This is a genomic window from Mesorhizobium sp. BR1-1-3 (assembly GCF_020165455.1).
GTDB classification, from domain to species: domain Bacteria; phylum Pseudomonadota; class Alphaproteobacteria; order Rhizobiales; family Rhizobiaceae; genus Mesorhizobium; species Mesorhizobium ciceri.
In genome coordinates this window covers 129,826-151,754 of the sequence record NZ_JAIUIC010000007.1, presented here as the reverse complement: position 1 = coordinate 151,754, position 21,929 = coordinate 129,826, and the positions used below count along the sequence as shown (strand labels likewise).

Annotated in this window: 24 protein-coding genes and 1 tRNA gene; 20 read left to right on the top strand and 5 right to left on the bottom strand. The window is 64.0% G+C overall.

What is annotated here, in order from left to right; genetic code table 11:
• Nucleotides 1-2: 2 nt before the first annotated feature.
• Nucleotides 3-899, bottom strand: coding sequence for a LysR family transcriptional regulator (locus LB559_RS17795; RefSeq protein WP_013529052.1), 897 nt, complete (start codon nucleotides 897-899; stop codon nucleotides 3-5).
• 277 nt (nucleotides 900-1,176) lie between these two features.
• Between LB559_RS17795 and LB559_RS17790 the strand changes: the two genes are divergently transcribed.
• Both LB559_RS17790 and LB559_RS17785 read left to right on the top strand, forming a co-directional pair.
• Nucleotides 1,177-1,911 (top strand): SDR family NAD(P)-dependent oxidoreductase, encoded by a 735-nt coding sequence (locus tag LB559_RS17790; protein WP_024504244.1) that lies wholly within the window; start codon nucleotides 1,177-1,179, stop codon nucleotides 1,909-1,911.
• Between the two features lie 74 nt (nucleotides 1,912-1,985).
• Nucleotides 1,986-2,585, top strand: coding sequence for an NADPH-dependent F420 reductase (locus LB559_RS17785; RefSeq protein ID WP_224674613.1), 600 nt, complete (start codon nucleotides 1,986-1,988; stop codon nucleotides 2,583-2,585).
• Here LB559_RS17785 and LB559_RS17780 read toward each other — a convergent pair.
• Together LB559_RS17780 and LB559_RS17775 are read right to left on the bottom strand one after the other, a co-directional pair.
• The gene (locus LB559_RS17780; RefSeq protein WP_224674612.1) at nucleotides 2,569-2,961 is read right to left on the bottom strand and encodes a hypothetical protein; all 393 of its coding nucleotides are present in this window, start codon (nucleotides 2,959-2,961) and stop codon (nucleotides 2,569-2,571) included. The two genes, LB559_RS17785 and LB559_RS17780, sit on opposite strands and share 17 nt — an antisense overlap.
• Nucleotides 2,962-3,235: 274 nt before the next feature.
• Nucleotides 3,236-3,325: transfer RNA gene (locus LB559_RS17775), tRNA-Ser, on the bottom strand.
• A gap of 404 nt (nucleotides 3,326-3,729) precedes the next feature.
• Between LB559_RS17775 and LB559_RS17770 the strand changes: the two genes are divergently transcribed.
• The 4 genes from LB559_RS17770 to LB559_RS17755 all read left to right on the top strand — a co-directional run bounded on the left by LB559_RS17770 (nucleotide 3,730) and on the right by LB559_RS17755 (nucleotide 6,037).
• Nucleotides 3,730-4,410 (top strand): 50S ribosomal protein L21, encoded by a 681-nt coding sequence (locus LB559_RS17770; protein ID WP_013529062.1) that lies wholly within the window; start codon nucleotides 3,730-3,732, stop codon nucleotides 4,408-4,410.
• Between the two features lie 97 nt (nucleotides 4,411-4,507).
• Nucleotides 4,508-4,777 (top strand): 50S ribosomal protein L27, encoded by a 270-nt coding sequence (gene rpmA, locus LB559_RS17765; protein ID WP_013529063.1) that lies wholly within the window; start codon nucleotides 4,508-4,510, stop codon nucleotides 4,775-4,777.
• A gap of 120 nt (nucleotides 4,778-4,897) precedes the next feature.
• Nucleotides 4,898-5,485, top strand: coding sequence for a GNAT family N-acetyltransferase (locus LB559_RS17760; RefSeq protein ID WP_024502874.1), 588 nt, complete (start codon nucleotides 4,898-4,900; stop codon nucleotides 5,483-5,485).
• Nucleotides 5,486-5,488: 3 nt separating this feature from the next.
• On the top strand, nucleotides 5,489-6,037 hold the full coding sequence (locus LB559_RS17755; protein WP_411970077.1) for an N-acetyltransferase family protein: 549 nt from the start codon (nucleotides 5,489-5,491) through the stop codon (nucleotides 6,035-6,037).
• A 7-nt stretch (nucleotides 6,038-6,044) separates the two neighbouring features.
• On the opposite strand, the gene LB559_RS17750 is transcribed toward LB559_RS17755, so the two are convergent.
• Nucleotides 6,045-6,914 carry an endonuclease/exonuclease/phosphatase family protein gene (locus LB559_RS17750; protein WP_013529066.1) on the bottom strand — a complete coding sequence of 290 codons (870 nt, stop codon included), beginning with the start codon at nucleotides 6,912-6,914 and terminating at the stop codon, nucleotides 6,045-6,047.
• Nucleotides 6,915-7,048: 134 nt separating this feature from the next.
• Between LB559_RS17750 and obgE the strand changes: the two genes are divergently transcribed.
• The 5 genes from obgE to LB559_RS17725 all read left to right on the top strand — a co-directional run bounded on the left by obgE (nucleotide 7,049) and on the right by LB559_RS17725 (nucleotide 12,668).
• The gene (obgE, locus tag LB559_RS17745) at nucleotides 7,049-8,080 is read left to right on the top strand and encodes a GTPase ObgE (protein WP_013529067.1); all 1,032 of its coding nucleotides are present in this window, start codon (nucleotides 7,049-7,051) and stop codon (nucleotides 8,078-8,080) included.
• Between the two features lie 4 nt (nucleotides 8,081-8,084).
• The gene (gene proB / locus LB559_RS17740; RefSeq protein ID WP_013529068.1) at nucleotides 8,085-9,275 is read left to right on the top strand and encodes a glutamate 5-kinase; all 1,191 of its coding nucleotides are present in this window, start codon (nucleotides 8,085-8,087) and stop codon (nucleotides 9,273-9,275) included.
• 3 nt (nucleotides 9,276-9,278) lie between these two features.
• The gene (locus LB559_RS17735) at nucleotides 9,279-10,565 is read left to right on the top strand and encodes a glutamate-5-semialdehyde dehydrogenase (protein ID WP_224674611.1); all 1,287 of its coding nucleotides are present in this window, start codon (nucleotides 9,279-9,281) and stop codon (nucleotides 10,563-10,565) included.
• 163 nt (nucleotides 10,566-10,728) lie between these two features.
• Nucleotides 10,729-11,316: a nicotinate-nucleotide adenylyltransferase gene (locus LB559_RS17730; RefSeq protein ID WP_013529070.1), complete on the top strand. Its 588-nt coding sequence runs from the start codon at nucleotides 10,729-10,731 to the stop codon at nucleotides 11,314-11,316.
• A 68-nt stretch (nucleotides 11,317-11,384) separates the two neighbouring features.
• Nucleotides 11,385-12,668 carry an MFS transporter gene (locus LB559_RS17725; protein WP_224674610.1) on the top strand — a complete coding sequence of 428 codons (1,284 nt, stop codon included), beginning with the start codon at nucleotides 11,385-11,387 and terminating at the stop codon, nucleotides 12,666-12,668.
• Nucleotides 12,669-12,677: 9 nt separating this feature from the next.
• Here the strand turns inward: LB559_RS17725 and LB559_RS17720 are convergent, their stop codons facing one another.
• Nucleotides 12,678-13,529, bottom strand: a complete 852-nt coding sequence (locus LB559_RS17720) for a mechanosensitive ion channel family protein (RefSeq protein ID WP_224674609.1) — start codon at nucleotides 13,527-13,529, stop codon at nucleotides 12,678-12,680.
• 242 nt (nucleotides 13,530-13,771) lie between these two features.
• Here LB559_RS17720 and rsfS point away from each other — a divergent pair, with 242 nt between their 5' ends.
• From rsfS to LB559_RS17675, 9 genes are all read left to right on the top strand, one after another.
• Nucleotides 13,772-14,149 carry a ribosome silencing factor gene (rsfS, locus tag LB559_RS17715; RefSeq protein ID WP_013529073.1) on the top strand — a complete coding sequence of 126 codons (378 nt, stop codon included), beginning with the start codon at nucleotides 13,772-13,774 and terminating at the stop codon, nucleotides 14,147-14,149.
• 27 nt (nucleotides 14,150-14,176) lie between these two features.
• Nucleotides 14,177-14,659, top strand: coding sequence for a 23S rRNA (pseudouridine(1915)-N(3))-methyltransferase RlmH (gene rlmH / locus LB559_RS17710; RefSeq protein WP_224674608.1), 483 nt, complete (start codon nucleotides 14,177-14,179; stop codon nucleotides 14,657-14,659).
• Nucleotides 14,660-14,783: 124 nt separating this feature from the next.
• Nucleotides 14,784-16,112 (top strand): murein hydrolase activator EnvC family protein, encoded by a 1,329-nt coding sequence (locus tag LB559_RS17705; protein WP_224674607.1) that lies wholly within the window; start codon nucleotides 14,784-14,786, stop codon nucleotides 16,110-16,112.
• A complete protein-coding gene (locus tag LB559_RS17700; protein WP_024502881.1) occupies nucleotides 16,113-17,444 on the top strand; it encodes a S41 family peptidase in 1,332 nt (443 codons plus the stop codon).
• A 212-nt stretch (nucleotides 17,445-17,656) separates the two neighbouring features.
• Complete coding sequence (locus LB559_RS17695; protein ID WP_063169215.1) at nucleotides 17,657-18,835, top strand: divergent polysaccharide deacetylase family protein; 1,179 nt, start codon at nucleotides 17,657-17,659, stop codon at nucleotides 18,833-18,835.
• A gap of 30 nt (nucleotides 18,836-18,865) precedes the next feature.
• Complete coding sequence (locus LB559_RS17690) at nucleotides 18,866-19,387, top strand: RNA pyrophosphohydrolase (protein WP_013529078.1); 522 nt, start codon at nucleotides 18,866-18,868, stop codon at nucleotides 19,385-19,387.
• 116 nt (nucleotides 19,388-19,503) lie between these two features.
• Nucleotides 19,504-20,643 carry an alanine racemase gene (alr, locus tag LB559_RS17685; RefSeq protein ID WP_224674606.1) on the top strand — a complete coding sequence of 380 codons (1,140 nt, stop codon included), beginning with the start codon at nucleotides 19,504-19,506 and terminating at the stop codon, nucleotides 20,641-20,643.
• Between the two features lie 273 nt (nucleotides 20,644-20,916).
• A complete protein-coding gene (gene rnk, locus LB559_RS17680) occupies nucleotides 20,917-21,339 on the top strand; it encodes a nucleoside diphosphate kinase regulator (protein WP_013529080.1) in 423 nt (140 codons plus the stop codon).
• Between the two features lie 2 nt (nucleotides 21,340-21,341).
• A complete protein-coding gene (locus LB559_RS17675; protein ID WP_013529081.1) occupies nucleotides 21,342-21,896 on the top strand; it encodes a nucleoside-diphosphate kinase in 555 nt (184 codons plus the stop codon).
• Nucleotides 21,897-21,929: the final 33 nt, after the last annotated feature.

Here is a 21,929-nt window from a genome sequence, read left to right as displayed (position 1 = left end):
CGTCAGTCGCGCGATGTGGACAGTCCCGCGAGAAGCGGAGCGTAGGCGGCGAGCCTGCGGGATACGAACTCAGTGAAGAGCCGCACGCGCTTCGTCTTGCGTGTCTCCCCATGTGTGAGAAGCCAGAGCGTTCCGTACAGGTGCAGGTCGGTGCCCGGCACCCTCACCAGCAGGGGGTCGGCATCTCCGACGAAGCACGGCAGTGTCGTGATCCCGAGACCTTGCCGTACGGCAACGATCTGCGCCTCGGCGTCCGTGATCCTGAATGGAACTCCCGTGGTGCCAACCTCACCCGCGCTGGCCCACTCTGGAATTCCATGAACGCTTATGACGATCCACCGGATGGGATCAGGTGCGCCCGCACGCCACGCGGCCAGGCGGTCGCGGGACATGTAGACGCCGCCAAACACCTCCGCTCCCTTCAGGCCGTGAAGATTGAGCGGCAGGGTTTTGCGGTCGTAGACGACGCGGATCGCCACGTCGGCCTCTCGGTTGGTCAGATTTGCCAGTTCGCCGGACGACAGGATTTCCATCTCGATGTCTGGATGCAGGTGCGCGAAATCGGCGAAGTCCGGCATGAGCAGGTGCGTCGCGAGGGGCGGTGCCAGCGTCACCCGCAGAAGTCCGCGTACGCTCTGGTCGCGCCCGAAGACGCGCGTCTCCAGCTGGTGCGACGACGCTTCCATCTGGTTCGCGAGCTCGAGGACCTCCTCGCCCGCAGCGGTCAGGCGGTAGCCCGAAGGCAGCTTTTCGAACATTTGCGCCCCGAGGCGTTCCTCAAGCTGTGCGATGCGTCGCAGCACGGTCGAGTGATTCACCCCGAGCTGCGCGCCGGCAGCCCGCACCGAGCCTCCGCGTGCGACGGCTAGAAAGTAGCGAACGTCATCCCAGTCGATCATGGTGCAATCCGGCACCGCGCGGTGCGCCTTCCAAAGCCCGTATCTAACACATCCTACAGCAGTAGGGGCGGGATATCGTGGCTTGTGTCGACAAGGGCGACGCTATTCCGAACGGCGGACACGGATCGTCGCGGGCTGGCGTCAATCCTGAAAGCGGATCGATTCTGCACCACCGATGTGCGCGCTTCCGCACTCACCGCGCGACCCCGGCGGGCCCATCTAGAGGTTCTCGGGGCGTCCCCGAACGACCAAAGACAGAGCCTGGAAGGATTAAGTCATGGGAAAACTGGACGGTAAGGTTGCGGTTATAACGGGTGGTGCCACCGGCATCGGCCTCGCCGCTGCAAAGCGCTTCATCGAGGAGGGCGCCTTCGTCTTCATCTTCGGCCGCCGGCAGGAAGCGCTAGACGCCGCTGTGGCCGAGCTCGGGCCCAATGCCCGCGCGGTGAAGGGCTCGGTCTCGGATGAGGCCGACCTTGATCGGCTCTACGCGGCGGTGAAGGCCGAGCGCGGAAGCCTCGACATTATCTTCGCCAACGCCGGGGTGGGAAGCCTGCTTCCGCTCGGCAAGCTCACCGCCGAGCACATTGACGAAACCTTCAACACCAATGTGAAGGGTACGATCTTCACGGTCCAGAAGGCGCTGCCGCTGATGGGCGAGGGCGGTTCGATTATCCTGACCGGATCGAGCGCCGGCACCACGGGCGCGCCCGCATTCAGCGTCTATAGCGCGAGCAAGGCGGCCGTGCGCAACCTCGCGCGGACCTGGGCGGAAGACTTGAAAGGCACCGGCATCCGGGTAAACGTGCTGTCGCCCGGGCCGACGGCGACCGAACTCGCGAAGGCAGCGATAGGCGAGGAGGGCTTGAAGGTCTTCGCCTCGATGAATCCGCTTCAGCGTATGGCCGATCCAGCGGAGATCGGGGCGGCGGCTGCGTTTCTCGCGTCGCCCGACAGCAGCTTCATGACTGCCAGCGAGGTCGCCGTCGACGGGGGCTTGGCGCAAATCTGACCCGCTACGCCCCGCCGTTCATTCCATTCGATATCCCGAGCCCGCAGGGCCTGGTAAACTGAAGGAGAGTATACATGAGCTACGCAATTATCGGCTTTGGCAAGATCGGCCAGGCTCTTGCCAAGGCATTTGCCCGCAAGGGCCTCGAAGTGTCCGTGGCAACCACGCGCGACCCGGAAAGCTTTGCATCCGACGCGGCCGCGATCGGACCCACGATCATCCCGAAAACACTGGCGGACGCCGTCAAGGCGGACATCATCTTTTTGGCTGTCCGCTTTGAATCGCACCCGGATGTCGCGAAGGCGCTGCCAAGCTGGGAAGGCAAGACGATCATCGACGCGACGAACGTGTTTCCAGTCCCCGAAGAGCTGGACGGTCTGCCGTCCTCCGCCTTCGTCGCGAAGGCGTTCACCGGCGCCAAGCTCGTCAAAGGCTTCAATCACCTGATTGCGGCCACCCTGGCTGCCGATCCGATCGTCGAGGGCGGGCACCGGGTCGTCTTTCTGTCGAGCGACGACGAGGACGCGATCGCTCCCGTGGCGGCATTGGCCAAACAACTCGGGTTCGCACCGGTCAAGCTGGGGAAGCTCAACGAGGGCGGCACGCTGGTGCACGCACGCGGCCGCACTTGGGGCCAGCTGATCTTCCAGGACCTGTTCAAGAAGGAGCAGTAACGGATTTATCGTGCGCCGACAGAGTGGCAGGCGTACGATGCCGGCCACATCGTCGGCAACGAGCCAAGCGCGCGAAGTGACGTGCTTGAAAGCTTACATCTGCCTGGGATCCTTCGGCCGACATGTGCCGGCCCTCCCATGCTTCATAGTTGCAAAAGCTGATGTCCCAGCCGGCATCGCGTCTTTTGGAAGTTGCCTCACGACCGCCCGCGCGGATGGGTCCGAAGCCACCCCAACTGCCATCCGAGCCTTTGTAATTTCCCATGACGCGATAATTGCAGTTGTTTACGACGACGTTGCCGTCCATCGACACGCATGCCGATGCAACAGTGGCAAGGCTGAAGAAAGCTGCGATGGCGAGAGAGGCTTTGCGCATCGTGGTCTCCTAACTGGGTTCGGCGAACCAACCGTTACGAGATCGTGGGCCGGGCCTCTTCCCCATTTGGGCTAAACCGGCTGGTAAATTCACAGCGGCATGGCTGCGCTTGCGGACAGAAGCGATGTGCGGAGATGCCGAATGGGCCTGCCCATCGCCGAAGCTTTACGGCCTCCGCGAAGGCCAGAGTGTCCCGGCTCGAGCGGCTTTGTCCTATTGGCTGCGCGATATGCGGCAGGCGGCCCAGGAAATGTCCGGTTTTCTCGGGATTGAATGGCGGAGAGGGAGGGATTCGAACCCCCGATGGGCTTGCACCCATGCCGCATTTCGAGTGCGGTGCATTCGACCACTCTGCCACCTCTCCGCGGTCATGGTCGGCCGTTGCCGGCGCGGCGCACTAGATAACGGCTGAACGGGCAGGTTACAAGGCCAATCCGTCAGTTATTTGGCTTGCCGGGCAAGCAGCGGATTCGCGACGGTTCAGCGGCGGCGAGGCCTGGGTAGGTTGGTAACCAGTCACGCGTGCTTGCCTCGATGACGGTCACGTCGTGCAGTCGTGCTGACACGCTCGATCCTTCGGCCGCCAACAACAGTCCCGACAACAGCTGTTTGCCTTGACTCGCACTCAACCTTCGGTTAGGGACAGCGCGCAATCGGCGTGGAGGGTTCTTCCGCGCCGCTTGTTTTTTGAACCCGCAGACTGACAAAAAGACGGCTGAACCGCCAGAGGCGGCTCATCAAGGCCGACCGAACAGCGAAAGGCAAAAAATGTTCGCAGTCATTAAAACGGGTGGCAAGCAGTATCGCGTTGCCGCCAACGATCTCCTGAAGATCGAAAAACTCGAAGCCGCTGTCGGCGATATGGTCGAGATCGGCCACGTCCTCGCACATGGCGAAGGCGAGAATGTCACGTTCGGCGCGCCGTTCGTCGACGGCGCGGTGGTCACCGCCGAAGTCGTCGAGCAGGGCAAGAACCGCACCGTCATCGCCTTCAAGAAGCGCCGCCGGCAGAATTCGCGCCGCAAGATCGGCCATCGCCAGCTTTTGACCACCGTGCGGATCTCCGAGATCCTGCTGGGTGGCGCCAAGCCGACGAAGACGGCAGCGGTCAAGGCGCCGAAGAAGGTGAAGGCCGAGGCCGCCACCGAGGTGCAGGCGGAAGCCGCGCCGAAGAAGGAGCCCAAGGCCAAGGCAGCCGAGACAAAGGCAGCCGAGACCGCGGCAGCGCCGCTGTTCAAGGCGCCCAAGGGTGAGCCGGACGATCTGACCGTGATCAAGGGCATCGGCCCGGTCGCGGCCAAGGATCTCAACGAGCAGGGCATCATCACCTTCGCGCAGCTCGCCAAGCTGACCGACAAGGATGTCGCCAAGATCGACGAGCACATGCCCTTCAGCGCCGACCAGATCAAGGACTGGCGCGAGCAGGCCAAGGAATTGGCGGCGAAGTAATTTTCTGGCGACCAGGTCGCCGGATCGGACTTGAAACGGAACGCGAACGCGTTCATAAGGCCTTTTAGGCGCCTTGCGGCGCAACGGAGTTAGTTAGATGGCACACAAGAAAGCTGGCGGCTCGTCGCGCAACGGTCGCGACTCGCATTCCAAGCGTCTGGGCGTGAAGAAGTTCGGCGGCGAAGCCGTCATCCCGGGCAACATCATCATTCGTCAACGCGGCACCACGTGGCATCCCGGCGTCAATGTCGGCATGGGCACGGACCATACGCTTTTTGCGCTCGAGACCGGCGCCGTGACGTTCAACAAAAAAGCCAACGGCCGAACCTACGTATCGGTCAACCCGATTGCCAAAGCCGCGGAGTAGCCGGTTCCGCACTAGAACACCGGCGCCCATCTCGGGAACCGGTGTCTGGCAAAGCCAGGAAAAGGATCAGGGGAGATGGGTTTCCATCTCCCCTTTTTCTTGTGCCTGGAGGACTTTCAAATGGTTGCCGAAGCGGAAGACTCAGAAGACGAAAGTTACGCGATAGATTGCCCGGTGCTGGTCACCGAGCGGCTGGTGATGCGGGCGCCACACGAGGGCGATATCGCGCAACTGGTCGAGCTTGCCGACAACCGCCATGTCGCCGAAATGCTGGCACGCATGCCGCACCCCTATGGCGAGGCCGAGGCGCGCGCTTTCCTGGCCATGACCAAATCGCGCCGGGCCGGCATTGCTTATGCCCTGACGCTGGCTGGCACCGACACCTTCGTCGGCTGCGCCGGCCTCAACACCACCGATCGCGGGCTGGAGCTCGGTTACTGGATCGGCGAGCCGCACTGGAAGAAGGGCTATGCGACGGAAGCAGCGCACGCGCTGGTCGATCTCGCCTTCCAGAGGACGTCGATCCAGGTCCTGCATGCCTCGACGCGGGTCATCAATCCGGCCTCGCGCCGCGTCATCCACAAATGCGGGTTCCAATATGCCGGCCAGGGCATGCTGAACTCGATCGTCGCCGGCCAGGTTCCCGTCGAGCGCTACCGGCTCGATCGCAAGACCTGGACCAGCCTGCGGAACTGGGTGCATTTCTGATGGATGACGGCGGTCAAGCCAATGGTCGACAGCAGCGATATTGAAACGGCCGCGATCGCGCCGATGACGCCTGGGGATATCGAAAGCTTTCATCGCGCGCTCGATGTCGTAGCGCGTGAGCGAAAGTACTTGTCCTTCCTTGAGGCGCCACCGCTGGATCAAGTCAGAAGTTTCGCAATGGATCGTATCGGGAGAGGCGATCCGGGGTTCGTGGCCGTTGTTCGTGGCGAGGTCGTCGGCTGGTGCGACATCTCACGCCATGATCGGCTCATCCATGCCCATCGCGGCTCCCTCGGGATGGGGATTGTTCCTCCCTATCGGGGGCGAGGGCTTGGACTGCGGCTCATCAATGCAACCTTGGCGCAAGCGCGCAGGGCCGGTTTCGTCCGCATCGAACTCTCCGTGCATTCCGACAATGCTCGCGCCATCTCTCTCTACGACAAGGTCGGGTTTGTCAGGGAGGGCGTGCAGCGCGATGCCGTCCATGTCGACGGGGAATACCGCGATACGATCATGATGGCGATCGTCGAACGCGAAAACGCCGCCAGATGAATGGCCATCAGCCCAGTTCGACCCACACCGGCAGATGGTCCGAGCCGACTGCCTTTCGGTCGACCCACAGACGCTGCAGGGATCTGGCAAGCGAAGCGCTGGTAAAGATATAATCGATGCGCTTGTGCCGGCTGGGATCGGTGGGTTGCTTGGGATCGACCCAACTGATGAGATCGTCGCCGGTGGCGTTCAGCCGCAAGGCGGCATCGACGGCGAAGTCGGCGGTCAGCGGCATGCCGAATTCATGGTCCGGCCGGCCGGCGAGTTCGACATATTCGGGTGAGCCGGCCAGCATGTTGAAATCGCCCATGCCGACAAAGGCTTCGGGATGCGGCAGTTCCGGCAGGCCGATCTCGGCGACGCCGGACAGTGCTCCGCCTTCGAGCGCATAGTTCAGCATGCGTTGGCGCAGGAACTGGATCTGGCTGGCGCGTTCGAGGGGGCTGCGGTGATCGAGATGGATGGAATAGAAGCGGATGAAACCAAGCGGCGTCTCGATCAGCGCTTCCAGCGCGCCGCGCTGGAAGTTCATCATCTCGAAGCTGCGGCTGCGCGGCAAAAGCAGGTTGCGCGACAGATGAATGGGCGTCCTAGACAGCACCATGTTGCCGAGCTGGAAGGTTTTCGTCACGGCACGGCCGTTGTCGATGTGCGAACCGATATTGGCCTCGAAATTGCTGCCATAGACGGCGAAATAGTCGGGCAGCGCCTCGCCGATCTCGGCGACCATGTCGCGGCCGCCATTCCGAGGATTGTTGCGGGTCACCTCCTGCAAAGCGATCACGTCGGCGCCGCGCACGGCATCGGCGATGCGCCCGACATCGTACTGCCCGTCGAGGCCGATGCCGTACTGGATGTTGTAGGTTACAAGCTTCATTCCGACGTCTCTCCGGCCAACCCCACATGGCCATTGTCACAAAACGGCCTCGCCCTTCGCCGCGCCTTGGTTTAGAGCAAGGGCCAAGGTTTAGAGCAATGCCGCAAAGCCACTAGTAGAAACTGTACAATCTCATGAAATTTCTCGATCAAGCCAAGGTATACATCCGCTCCGGTGACGGCGGCGCCGGTTCGGTGTCGTTCCGGCGCGAAAAATTCATCGAGTTCGGCGGGCCGGATGGCGGCGACGGCGGCCGCGGCGGCGATGTCTGGCTGGAGGCGGTCGACGGGCTGAACACGCTGATCGACTACCGGTATCAGCAGCATTTCAAGGCCAAGACCGGCGTCCACGGCATGGGCCGCAACATGACCGGAGCCAAGGGCGCCGACGTCACGCTGAAAGTGCCGGCCGGAACGCAGGTGTTCGAAGAAGACAACGAGACGCTGATCTGCGACCTGACCGTGGTCGGACAGCGCTTTCTGCTGGCCAAGGGCGGCAATGGCGGTTTCGGCAACCAGCATTTCAAGACCTCGACGAACCAGGCGCCGCGCCGCGCGAATCCCGGCCTGCCGGGGCAAGAGCTCAACATCTGGCTGCGGCTGAAGCTGATCGCCGATGCCGGGCTGGTCGGGCTGCCCAATGCCGGCAAGTCGACATTCCTGGCGGCGGTCACCGCAGCCAAGCCGAAGATCGCCGACTATCCGTTCACGACGCTGCATCCCGGCCTCGGCGTTGCCCGCATCGACGCGCGCGAATTCGTCATCGCCGACATTCCGGGCCTCATCGAAGGCGCGCATGAGGGCGTCGGCATCGGCGATCGCTTCCTTGGCCACGTCGAGCGCACGCGTGTGCTGCTGCATCTGGTTTCGGCGCAGGAGGAAAATCCGGGCAAGGCCTACAAGACCGTGCGAGCCGAGCTCGACGCCTATGGCCATGGCCTCACCGACAAGGTCGAGATCCTGGCGCTTTCCCAGGTCGACACGCTCGACGCCGATGCGCGCAAGAAGAAGGTCGCCTCGCTGAAACGCGCTGCCGGCCGCGCGCCGATGCTGTTGTCGGCGGTCACCGGCGAGGGCGTCGAGGCGGTGCAGCGGGCGCTGATGGCGGTGATTGCTGAGGCGCGCGCGCAGATCGCGGCGCCGGTCGAGACGCGCTGGGACAAATAGGGTCATGCAGTCGCTGAGAAAATATCGGCGCATCACCGTCAAGATCGGCTCGGCGCTGCTCGTCGACCGCGCGACGGGCCTGAAGCGCGACTGGCTGGCTTCGCTCGCCGACGACATTGCCGGGCTGGCCCAGGGCGGCGCTGAAATCCTCGTCGTCTCGTCCGGCGCTATCGCGCTTGGCCGCACCATCCTTGGCCTCGGCAAGCGAGCCCTGAAACTGGAGGAGAGCCAGGCGGCGGCAGCCGTGGGACAGATCGCGCTGGCCGGCGCCTGGTCGGACGCGCTCGGCAAGGGCAGCCTGAAATCGGGCCAGATCCTGCTGACGCTCGGCGACACCGAGGAGCGCCGCCGCTATCTCAACGCGCGGGCGACGATCTCGACACTCTTGAAGATGAAGGCAGTGCCGGTCATCAACGAGAACGACACGGTGGCGACTTCCGAAATCCGCTACGGCGACAATGACCGGCTGGCGGCCCGCGTCGCCACCATGATGGGCGCCGATCTTTTGGTGCTGCTTTCCGACATCGACGGGCTCTACACCGCGCCGCCGGCGCGCGACCCCAACGCCAAATTCATTCCGGTGGTCGACCGCATCACGCCTGATATCGAGGCGATGGCGGGTGCGGCCGCTTCCGAGCTGTCGCGCGGCGGCATGCGCACGAAGCTCGATGCCGGCAAGATCGCGACCGCCGCCGGCACCGCGATGATCATCACGTCGGGCACTCGGCTGTCGCCGCTGATGGCGATCGAACGCGGCGAGCGCGCTACTTTCTTTCGGCCGAGCAGCAACCCGGTCAAGGGCTACAAAACCTGGATCGCCGGCCAGCTCGAGCCGGCCGGCCGGCTTACGGTCGATGCCGGCGCCATCGGCGCGCTGCTGTCGGGCAAATCGTTGCTGCCGGCCGGCGTCAAGCTGGTCAGCGGCAATTTCTCGCGCGGCGACACGGTGGCGATCCTGTCGCCCGAGGGCCGCGAGATCGCGCGCGGGCTGGTTGCCTATGATGCCGCCGATGCCGTAAGGATCGCGGGCCTGAAGACGGCCGAGATCGAAACCGTGCTCGGCTACGAGGCGCGTTCGGCGATGATCCACCGCGACGACCTTGTGGTGAGCCATTCGGGTGACCAAGTACGGGCCGGCGACCAAACAGGGGCCGGTGACCAAGTCACGGTCGGTGGCGATGTAAGCGGAGGATGAGCCATGCTGAAACTGCATGAAAAATCCGGGGATGACACTGTCGCGCTGATGGCCGATATCGGCCGGCGCGCCCGGGCTGCCGCCCGGCCGCTGGCCATTGCCACGACCGCCGCCAAGAACGCCGCACTGCTGGCCATGGCCGAGGCGATCGTGGCCCGTGAGCAGGACATTCTCGACGCCAACGCCATCGATGTTTCGAATGGTCATGAATCCGGGCTTTCCACCTCCTTCATGGACCGGCTGAAGCTCGATCCGGCGCGCATCCGCGCCATGGCCGACGGCATCCGCGAAATCGCCGCGCTGCGGGATCCGGTTGGCGACGTGATCGCGCAGTGGGACCGGCCGAACGGTCTGCATATCGAGCGCGTGCGCACGCCGCTCGGCGTCGTCGGCGTCATCTATGAGAGCCGCCCGAACGTCACCGCCGATGCTGGCGCGCTGTGCCTCAAGGCCGGCAATCCGGTGATCCTGCGCGGCGGTTCGGATTCGCTCAATTCCTCGGCCGCCATCCACGCCTGCCTGGTCGAAGGGCTGAAGCAAGCGGGCCTGCCGGAGGATGCCATCCAGCTGGTGCCGACCACCGACCGCGCCGCCGTCGGCGAGATGCTGAAGGGGTTGGGCGGCAACCTCGACGTCATTATCCCGCGCGGCGGCAAAAGCCTGGTCGGACGGGTGCAGGCCGAGGCGCGGGTCCCGGTCTTCGCCCATCTCGAAGGCATCTGCCATCTCTACATCGACCGTTCCGCCGATCTCGATATGGGGGTGCGGATCGCCGTCAACGCCAAGATGCGGCGCACCGGCGTCTGCGGTGCCGCCGAGACGCTGCTGGTCGACCGGGCGGTTGCCTCCACGCATCTGGTGCCGATCCTCGACGCGCTGCGCGCGGCCGGCTGCGAAATCCATGCCGATGCCGAGGTGCTGAAAGTGTTTTTCGACGCCAAGCCGGCGACCGATGCCGATTGGGTGACAGAATATCTCGATGCCATCATCGCGGTAAAACTGGTCGACGGTATCGGTGGTGCGATCGAGCATATCGAGACGTTTTCCTCGCATCACACCGAGGCGATCGTCGCCGAGGATGCGCAAGCCGTCGAGCGGTTTTTCAACGAGATCGATTCGGCGATCCTGCTGCACAACGCATCGACGCAGTTCGCCGACGGCGGCGAATTCGGCATGGGCGCCGAGATCGGCATCGCCACCGGCAAGATGCATGCGCGCGGACCGGTGGGCGTCGAACAGCTGACGTCGTTCAAATACCGTGTGCGCGGGTCGGGACAGGTGAGACCTTGAGCGCTGGTCTTACCCTTCCCCTTGTGGGGAGGGTGGCGAGCATAGCGAGCCGGGTGGGGGGACGACGCTGAATTCCGCGATACCCCTACCCCGCTCCGCTTCGCGGATCGACCCTCCCCACAAGGACGAGGGTAAGGAGGCTATCTCCTCCCACTATCTCAAAATGCCGCACGCCGAGAAAGGCCTTGCCGTCGGCCTGTTCGGCGGTTCGTTCAATCCGCCGCATGCCGGCCATGCGCTGGTCGCCGAGATCGCGCTCAGACGCCTGGCGCTCGACCAGTTGTGGTGGATGGTGACGCCGGGCAATCCGCTGAAGAACACCAGGGAGTTGGCGCCGCTGGGCGAACGGCTGCAGCTGTCGGAACAGATCGCCAAGAACCCGAAGATCAAGGTCACCGCTTTCGAAGCCGCCCATCACGTCCGCTACACCGCCGATACGCTGGCGCTGGTCAAGGCGCGCAACCCCGGTGTCGATTTCGTCTGGATCATGGGTGCCGACAGTCTGCGCGATTTCCATCGCTGGCAGCGCTGGCGCGAGATCGTCATGACCTTCCCGATCGCCGTCATCGACCGCCCGGGCGCGACGCTGTCGTTCCTGTCCTCGGTCGTCGCCAAGACCTTCGACTATGCCCGCATCGACGAGGGCGATGCGCCGCGGCTTGCCCGCATGAAGGCGCCGGCCTGGACCTTCATTCACGGCCCGCGCTCGTCGCTGTCATCGAGCGCGATCCGCAAGCTGGCGAAGGGGTGAGCCCGGCCGCCCGGCCATGTCGCTTTTATCGCTTCCTTTGCCCGTTTCATGGGCAATCCTGAGCAGGCATGTCGATTCCCAGGAAAAACCGCAGCGAAGCCGAGCAGGGCGCCGAGCCCACGCCGCTGATCGCGATTGCCAGTGTCATCGTGTCGATGGCGCTGATTGCCGTCGGCAACGGGCTGATGTTTGCCTACATCCCGGTCCGGCTTGGCGCCGAGGGTTTCGATCCGACCTGGGCCGGGCTGATCATCACCGGGCTTTCGGCCGGCGGGCTCGCCGGCTGTATCCTGACCGGACCGCTGGTGCGAAGGGTCGGCCATGCCCGTGCCTTCATGGTGTTGTCGGCGCTGATCGCGCTGGCCAACGCCGCTGTCGGCGCCGGGGTCCTTCCGCTGCTGTGGATAGCCGCGCGCGCGCTCTACGGCTTTGCCATATGCGGCCTGTTCATCGTCGCGCAGAGCTGGCTGAACGATGCGGTTGCCAACGCCATCCGCGGCCGGGTGATGGCTTTCTTCTACGTTGCCTATGTCGCCGGGCTCGGCGTCGGCTACGCGACGCTAGCGCTGGTCGATATCAGGACAGCGGATGCGCCGCTGATCGGCATCGTCTTCACCGCGCTGTCGATCCTCCCTGTCGGGATGACCAAACTTGCCCAGCCGCCGGCGCCGCAGGCGGCCTCGGTGGCGCTGCGCCGTGCCTGGCGGGTTTCACCGGTCGGCGTCGCCGGCATGCTTGCCGTCGGCGGCCTGTCCATGTCGATTGCTGGCTTCGCGCCGATCCACGCCACGGCCAAGGGCTACAGCCAGGCCGACGTGGCGCTGCTGCTTTCGGCGATGCCTCTCGGCACGCTGATCCTGCAGATCCCGCTTGGCTGGATTTCCGACCGAACCGACCGCCGCTATGTGCTGATCGCCGCATCCGCGCTCGCCATGGTCGCCGGCCTGTTTGCACTCGGGTTCGATGGCGGCGCGCTGGCCGCGTTGGTTGTGATCTACATCGTGTGGGACGGCGCTTCGGAATCGATCTATTCGCTGGCCAGTGCGCACGCCGCCGACCGCGCCGGCAAGGACGACATGGTGGCGCTGTCCAGTTCGCTTTTGTTTGCCTGGTCGCTGTCGGGCTTCGTCGTGCCCGGCATCGTGACGGCGCTGTCGGCCGTCTTCGGAACGCAGGCTTTCATCTATGTGGCTGTTCTCATCGCCGCAGCCTTCTGCCTGTTCGTGCTTTTGCGTGTGTTCACGACGCGTGCGGTCCCGGTCGGCGAAACCGGCAGTTTCGCACCGATGACGGCGCAGGCGCCGTTGCCGGTCGAACTCGCCTTCGCACCGGCCGATGAGGGCCGGCACTGAGCCACCCGACTATTGTCGACGGGCTTCCGGTGACGGGGCTTTCGGTGGCGGCAGCGGGATCGATATGCCTTCGCTATCGAATTCCTGTTTGGCGCGCTTGGTGAGATCGGTCTGGGTGGCGAAGAAGTCGGCCGACGATGTCCAGTAGCGCAAGGCAATCGAAACAGTGCTGTCGCCCAATGTCGCGACGAAAGCGATCGGTGCCGGCTCACGCTTGACCCGCCGTTCGGCGGCGGCAATGGCAAGCAAGGTCTTTTGAGCGCGGTCGATGTCGTTCCAGGAACCGATGCTCAGCGTGATGTCGCTGCGGCGCACGCCATTGCGCGAAAAGTTGCGCACCGGCTGGTTCCATAGCGTCGAGTTGGGCGCCAATATGTAGACCCCGTCGGCCGTCCTGAGCTTGGTTGCGAACAGGCCGATCTCCTCGATCGTACCGGCAATCGAACCGACCTCGACGGACTCGCCGATGCGAAACGGCCGCAGTGCCAGAAGCATGATGCCAGCCGCGATGTTCTGCAGCGTGCCTTGCAACGCCAGGCCGATGGCGAGGCCAATGGCACCGATCGCGGCAATGATCGAGGCCGTCTGCACGCCGAACTGGCCGAGCACCATGATGGTGACGAGGATCAGGATGGCATAGCGGACGATCTTGGAGAAGAAATGCCGCAACGTCGCGTCGAAACCATGGATATGGCCGAGACCGGCGAAGATCGAACGTTCGGCAAGGCCGGCGACGATATAACCGACGATCAAGAGGATAACGGCACCGATGGCCGAGAAGGAGTAGGAAACAATCAGCGTGCTCAGTTGGGCGAGGCCAGCCTGGACGCTGAGGAAGGCGTTTTGCGGGTCGATCGGCATGGGGGAAATCCGGTTGGTCGGTGAGCCGATAACCCATGCCGACGGCGAGGGTTCCGATCTTTTCCGGTGTGCGGCGGAACCACAGGAGCGACAATACGTTCGTGCGAGGCAGGGTCCCGTCTTGAAACTGTCAGGGAACTCTGCCTATCTAAGTGGTGTCACCTGCTTCAAGGGGTGATTTGGTTGTTCTTGCTGCGAAAGGAAATACACTGAGAACAGCACTGCGGAAGAAGGCCGATATCATGCCTTCGCCGGCCAGGATCAGCGTAGACGACGCCGTGTCCCGCGCCATCAAGACAGTCCTTGCCAGTCTGGAAGACTCCAAGGCCGAAAATATTGTCTCCATCGACATCCAGGGGAAATCGAGCCTCGGCGACTATATGGTCGTCGCTTCGGGCCGATCGCACCGTCATGTCGCGGCTGTCGCCGATCATCTTCTCAAAGCGATCAAGGATGCCGGTCTCGGCACCGCGCGCGTCGAGGGGCTGTCCGGCGCCGACTGGGTCCTGATCGATTCTGGCGACATCATCGTCCATGTCTTCCGCCCCGAAGTCCGCGAATTCTACAATCTCGAAAAGATGTGGCAGGCGCCGGACCTCGAGGAAGAAACGCTCCACTAAGTCGTTCGCGCGGCTTACAAGGCAAGGATGAAGATATCAGTTCATGCCGTGGGCCGGATGAAAGCCGGCCCCGAGAAGCTGCTGGCCGACCGCTATTTCGAGCGCTTCGCCAAGAGCGGCCCGGCGGTGGGGCTTGAATTTGGCGGCATTGCCGAAATAGCCGAGGGGCGCGGCCAGACTGCCAACGAGCGCCGGCGTGAGGAAGGCCAGAAACTGCAGACGCAGTTGCAGCCCGGCACCGCGCTGATCCTGCTCGACGAACGCGGCAAAAGCTTTTCCTCGGAAGATTTCGCCGGGCGCCTCGGCCTGTTGCGTGACGGTGGCCGCAAGGCGCTGATCATCGCCATCGGCGGCGCCGACGGCCACGATCAGTCGCTGCGCGACCATGCCGAACTGGTGATGTCGTTCGGATTGCTGACATGGCCGCATCAACTGGTGCGCGTGATGCTGGGAGAGCAGCTTTATCGTGTGGCCACCATCCTTTCGGGACATCCCTACCATCGCTCGTAAGCCGGTGAATTGGTGCGACACACCCGGATTTCCGCCCCAATGCCAACGTAACATTGCATCGAGTGGGCGGTTTCGAACATGGTTGATTGTTCGTTAACGAAGCCACGCATAGAGTCGGGCTTCAATGTCTGAAGACAGAAAATCAAGAACGGGCTCATGGCGCGCGCGCTGCGGCATCGCGGCGGCGGTGCTTGTGCTGTCGCTGCATGTGGGGCGGGCGGAAAACACGCTCGACATGGCTCCCGATCCGGACCAGAGCCGGGCCGAATATGAACGGGTCTCGAAGGAGATCTCGCTGTCGTCGGAACGATTGGCCAAGCTCTCCGCCGACATCGCGACGATCAAGAAGGATCACGCCTCGATCACCGCCGCATTGATCCAGTCGGCGATGACCGAGCAGAAGCTCGGCCAGGACATCGAGGACATCGGCGCCAGGCTGGAAGGGTTGAAGGGCCAGGAACAGAAGATCCGCGCCTCGCTGATGGCGCGGCGCGACGTTCTGGCCGAAGTGCTGGGCGCGCTGCAGCGCATGGGCCTCAACCCGCCGCCGGCGATCCTGGTCAAGCCCGAGGACGCGCTGTCGTCGGTGCGCAGCGCCATCCTGCTCGGCGCGGTTGTGCCGGAACTGCGCCAGCAGACCGATAGCCTGCTTGCCGATCTCAAGGAACAGACCAGGATTACGGCGTCGATCGAGGCCGAACGGGCGCGGCTGACGGCGGCGGTCGGCGACCAGACGGCGGAAAAGAAGCGGCTCGGCATGCTGCTGGAGGCCAAGCAGAAGCTCGAAGCCGACACGCAAACGCAAATGGCCGCGGAAAAGCAGCGATCCGAAGCGCTGGCGGCCAAGGCCGGCAGCCTGAAAGAGTTGATCGCCTCGCTCGAAGCGCAGGCCGACAAGAGCCGCAAGGCCGCCGATGCCGCCAAGCAGAAGACGGCGGATGGCGACAAGACATCCGCGCCGGCGGAACTGGCGTCGCTGCCCGTTCCGGAAAGCAACCAACTTGCCGCCGCGGTGCCCTTTTCGGCGCTGCAAGGACAGATCGCACTGCCGGTGACCGGCCGCATCAAGCGGCGATTCGGCGCCGACGACGGTAACGGCGCGGTGATGCTAGGCGACATGGTTGCGACACAATCGGGAGCCATCGTTACCGCGCCGGCGGATGGAAATGTGCTTTATGCGGGGCCGTTTCGCTCTTATGGTCAACTCTTGATCCTGAACGCAGGCGACGGCTATCATGTCGTTTTGGCGGGGATGAGCAGAATCAGCGTCGCGACCGGTCAATCAGTGCTTGCAGGAGAGCCGATCGGTGCGATGGGAGAGGCCCGGGTGGCGAGCACCTCGGTTTCGAAGAATGGAAATGCCACGCCGGAACTCTATGTCGAGTTCCGCAAGGATGGAAAACCCGTCGATCCGGCCCCATGGTGGGCGGACCGTTTTTCTGGAAGGACGTGAATAATGCGGAAACTGTCGCTTCTGTTTGCCGGTGCGCTGATGGGCGCGTCCGCCATGAGCCTGGTCTATGGCGCACCCGGCTCGGCGGCGAACGCTGCAGGGTCGGAGACCTACAAGCAACTGGCGATCTTCGGCGATATCTTCGAGCGCGTGCGGGCACAGTATGTGACGCCGCCCGACGACAAGTCGCTGGTCGAGAATGCCATCAACGGCATGCTGGCTTCGCTTGACCCGCACTCCTCCTACATGAATGCCGAGCAGGCGCAGGATATGCGCGTCCAGACCAAGGGCGAGTTCGGCGGCCTCGGCATCGAAGTCACCATGGAGAACGATCTGGTCAAGGTGATCACGCCGATCGACGACACGCCGGCCGCCAAGGCAGGCGTGCTGGCCGGCGACTACATCGCCAAGATCGACGGCGAAGAGGTTCGCGGCCTGACCCTCAACGATGCGGTCGACAAGATGCGCGGCCTGGTCAACACGCCGATCAAGCTGACCATCCTGCGCCAGGGCGCCGACAAGCCGATCGAACTGACGGTCGTGCGCGACATCATCAAGGTCAAGGCGGTCAAGTTCCGGGTCGAGAACGACATCGGCTACATGAAGATCACCTCCTTCACCGAAAAGACCTACGACGACCTCGAGAACGCCATCGACACCATCAAGAAGCAGATTCCCGACGACAAGCTGAAGGGCTACGTTCTGGATCTCCGCCTCAATCCGGGTGGCCTGCTCGACCAGGCGGTGAGCGTGTCCGATGCCTTCCTCAACCGCGGCGAGATCGTCTCGACGCGCGGCCGCGACCCCAAGGACGTCACCCGCTTCGACGCCAAGCCCAAGCAGGTCGACGACATCAACGGCAAGCCGATGATCGTCCTGGTCAATGGCGGTTCGGCCAGTGCCTCGGAAATCGTCGCCGGCGCGCTGCAGGACCTGCGCCGCGTCACGGTGGTCGGCACGCAGTCCTTCGGCAAGGGTTCGGTGCAGACCATCATTCCGCTCGGCGAGAATGGTGCGCTCAGGCTGACGACGGCGCTCTATTACACGCCGTCCGGCAAGTCGATCCAGGGCAAGGGCATCACGCCCGACATCAAGGTCGAACAGCCACTGCCGCCGGAACTGCAGGGCAGGGATCTGACGCGTGGCGAATCCGATCTCAAGGGCCATATCAAGGGCGCCGACGAGAGCACGACGGGTTCGGGCTCTGCGGCCTATGTGCCACCGGATCCGAAGGACGATCTGCAGCTCATCTATGCCGAGCAGCTGCTGCGCGGTCAGAAGACCGATCCGTCCTTCCCGCCCAATCCGCAAAAGGCGGTTCTCAACCAGTAAGCATCTGGAGCGGCGCACGCGCCGCTCCATCTTTCTGTTTGAGCATGATGGAAGCAATGCGATGCTGCCGGGACCGAAAGGTTCCGGCAGTTTGATTCGGGGGCGAGGCAAAGCTCCCAAGGCATGGCGCGGGAGTGCGCCGGGATTGATGAATTCGCGCATGCCGTTTCGAAGTGGCTTCGCCTTCGGAGCCATGCGCCCGGGGATTACGCTTGACTGATATCGGCAAGGACATCGAACGCCCGCTCGGACAGGCAGTCCGGCCGCCGCGCGCCGCCGGCAAGCTCAGCGGCGGTGCGATCATGGCGACAGTGGCCGTGCTGGTGGTGGCAGGCATCTCCGGCGCGATCGCGCTCAGGGAAAAGCCGTTTCGTAAGCCGCAACAGGTTGCCGTTTCAACGCCGAAAGTGACCGCGGCGGCCGAACCTGCCGCCGCGCCGCCTGCATTGGCCCCGGCGGCACCGAAGCCGGAGGCGCCGGTCAAATCAGGTGGGCCGCAGATCATCCATGTGCAGACGGAGGAGGGCGATGGGCCGCCCAAGGCAGCGATCGTCATTCGCGACCCGTCGACCGTCGGCCAGAACCTGAAGGTCGCGCATATTCCAGACAAGGCGCTGATCGAGGCCAGCGAGACCGGGCCGTTGCCGGTGCGCGCCGCCGATGGCAGGCGGCCGTTCGACGTCTATGCGCGGCCCTGGTCGGGCGGGCGCGGCGCACGGGTGGCGATCGTCATCGGTGGGCTTTCGGTTTCGCAGACCGGCACCCAGGCGGCCATCGCCAAGCTGCCGGCGGAAGTGACGCTGGCCTTCGCGCCGCAAGGCAACAGCATCGGCCGCTGGATGCAGGCAGCCAGGCAGAGCGGCCACGAGATCGTCATGCAGGTGCCGCTCGAACCGTTCGATTATCCCAAGGTCAATCCGGGACGCAACACGCTGACGGTGGCGGCGAGCGCGGACGAGAACCTGAAGAGCCTGCACTGGGCGCTGTCGCGGACGACCAACTATACCGGCGTCATGAACTATATGGGCGCCCGCTTTTCCGCTGACGCGGCGGCGATGGAGCCGTTCATCGCCGAGCTCGGCAAACGCGGCCTCGCCTATATCGATGACGGCTCGTCGGCGCGCAGTCTGGCGCCGGATCTGGCGCTGAAGGACGGCGTGCCCTTCGTCGCCGGCGACATGGCGATCGATGCCGTGCAGGATCGCGGCGAAATCCTGAAGAAGCTCGACAGCCTGGAGGCGACCGCGCGGGCCAAAGGCACTGCCGTCGGCATCGGTTCGGCCTTCGACCTGACGGTCGATACCGTGTCATCCTGGGTGGTCGAGGCCAAGAAGCGCGGCATCGAGATCGTGCCGATTTCAGCGGTGGCTATCGATCCGCAAAAAGGCTAGCCCTCGGAAGACGGCTGGAAAGAGTGACTGATGCCAAAGACGAACAAAATCGACCGCGAAACGCTGCCTTACCGACCCTGCGTCGGGCTGATGATCCTCAATGCCGAGGGCCTGGTCTGGGTCGGGCACCGCATTGCCGAACCGGACAGCGAATTTGCCGGCACGACGCAGCTCTGGCAGATGCCACAAGGCGGCATCGACGAGGGCGAGGAGCCCCTGCAGGCGGCCGAGCGCGAGCTCTATGAGGAGACCGGCATGCGCGGCGTCTCGCTACTGGCCGAGGCGCCGGACTGGATCAACTATGATTTGCCGGAGCATCTCGTCGGCATCGCCTTCAAGGGCCGGTATCGCGGCCAGACGCAGAAATGGTTCGCCTTTCGCTTCCACGGCGATGTCAGCGAGATCCAGATCAATCCGCCGCCGGGTGGCCACACCGCCGAGTTCGACAAATGGGCATGGCGGCCGATGCAGGATCTTCCTGACCTGATCGTGCCGTTCAAGCGCCATGTCTATGAGGATGTGGTGGCGGCGTTCCGGCATCTGGTGCGATAGTAGGGGAGTAGGGGAGTAGGGTTGAATGTTCTGTTGCGGTCCGCGCCAAATTCTACTGACTACTGACTACTGACTACTGACTACTGACTAACCCATCCACCACAAGAACGGTCGCCATGAACGACGCCCTCCAAAAATCGCCGCCAGAAGAGGTCACCGCCACGAGCGAAGTGGCGGCTGGGGCCATCCTCACCATCGATCTCGGTGCAATCCGTGAAAACTACCGGCGGCTGAAGGCGCGGTTGGGCGATGTTGCCTGCGCTGGTGTGCTCAAGGCGGACGGCTACGGCCTTGGCGCCGGCCAGGTCGGGGCGGCACTGCTGCGCGAAGGCTGCGATATCTTCTTCGTTGCGCTTCTGGGCGAAGGCGTCGCCCTGCGCCGCTCGCTTGGGGCCGGCCCTGCCATTTTCGTGTTGAACGGCATTCCGCCCGGTGCCGAGCCGGACGCCGTGGCAGCAAACCTTTGCGCTGTTATCAACAGCCACGAGCAACTGGCAGCCTGGCGTGCTGCGGCCCGCCGCGCCGGCCGAAAAATGCCGGCCGCGGTCCAGGTCGACAGCGGCATGTCGCGGCTCGGCATGGCGCCTCGGGATGTGGATCGCATCGCCGCCGATCCGCAGGCTTTCGACGGCATCGACATCCGTTACGTGATGAGCCATCTGGCCTGCGCCGACGAGCCGGAGCATCCGGCCAATGAGAAGCAGCGGTCGGTGTTCGAGCGGCTGCGCGCAATGTTGCCGAAGGCGCCGGCGTCGCTGGCCAATTCCTCCGGCATCTTTCTTGGGCCGTCCTTTCACTACGATCTCGCCCGCCCCGGTGCCGCCCTCTACGGCATCAATCCGACGCCGCCAAAGTCCAATCCGATGCTGCCGGTGGTGCGGCTGCAGGCAAAGGTGGCACAGACGCGCAGCGTCGAAAAGGGCGCCGGCGTCGGCTATGGCCACAGCTATCATGCGCAAGGCCCGCTCAGGCTGGCGACGATTTCGTTCGGCTACGCTGATGGCTGGCAACGCCGCGCCGCGTCCGCCGCCTGGTTCGAGGGCGTGCGGCTACCTTTCGTCGGGCGGGTGTCGATGGATTCGATCATTCTCGACATTTCCGCCCTGCCGGGCGGCAGGCTGCGCGAGGGTGATCTGGTCGAACTGCTCGGTCCCTCGCAAAGCGTCGATGACGCCGCCGGCCATGCCGGCACCATCGGCTACGAGATCCTGACCAGCCTCGGCCCGCGCTTCCACCGGCGCTATGTCGGCGGTTGAGCGGTTTGGCCGCGCTTGACAAGCGGACGCCTGTCGGCAAGGCTCCATGCATGAGCAACCCAGCTTATATCAGAACCTTGTTCAGGGTCTGCCCGATCGCGGGATCGTAGCCCCGGCGCGGTCGCCTTTGGCGTCCGTCCGAACCGGGGCATTTCTACCTGACATTATCATTCCCGAGCCAGACAGCTTCGCGGCTGCCGGTTTTTCATCAAGCCACCGTTTGCGCGGCGGCAGGCGCGCGTCTGTTCGATGCGCCAAGTCATGAGGTTTGCCATGCAACATGCAACAGGATTGCGTCCACCGAGTCGGCTTCTGGTCACCGATGCCGACCATCTCAGGCTGACGGGCCTGGCGCGGGCGTCGCTCGACCGCGTGCCCGAGACGGCCGAAGAATTGCTTTCGGAGATGGACCGTGCCGTTGTCACGGCAGCGGCTTCCATGCCGGCCAATGTCGTGCGGATGGGCTCGGCGGTGACAATCCGCAACGATGGCGGCAACATCCAGCGCGTCACGCTGGTCTATCCCGGCGAAGCAGACATCAGTGAAAACAGGATCTCGGTGCTGACGCCGATGGGGACGGCGCTCATCGGCGCGACCGCTGGGCAGACGGTGTGCTGGAGCAGCCGTGGCGGCCGGGAACTGTCGGCGACCATCGAAGTGGTCGATACGCCGGCCTGCGGGCGGGAGGGGGCCTGATCATGGAGACGGTGATGACAGGCGCGAATTTCCAGCTGACGACAAAGGACTTCGCCGTCCTCGAAATCATGTTGGAGCGTCGGCGGGCTTTCGCGGATCCGATTGTTCCAATGCTTGAAGACAAGCTTTCCAAGGCCGAGGTCGTCGCGATCGATTCGGTCGGATCCGATATCGTGACGCTGAACAGCAGGCTGGTATTCCGTGTCGATGCCGGCCCCGCCCAGACCCGGACCCTGGTGCAGAACGAGGTGCGCGGCCCGGTCGGCTCCAGCCTGTCGATCATGACGAGGCGGGGGCTTTGCATGCTCGGCATGGCCGAGGGCCAGACTGCATGGATCGAACAGGCCGACGGCAGGCGGGAGTCGGTCCTGATCGCGACCGTGCTCTACCAGCCGGAGGCCGCGCGGCGTGCCGTTAGGGAGAAATCCCAGGCCGAGGCGCGACGGCCGCATGGGCTCACCCTCGTCTACAGCGCCGCAGCCGATTGGCGGCCCCTTGGCGAAAGGGCCGGAATGCGGCAGACAGGGGACGACGACCCCGGTCCTGCGGCGGCGTGAACAGGCAACACTGCATGATCTCGAAAATCGGCA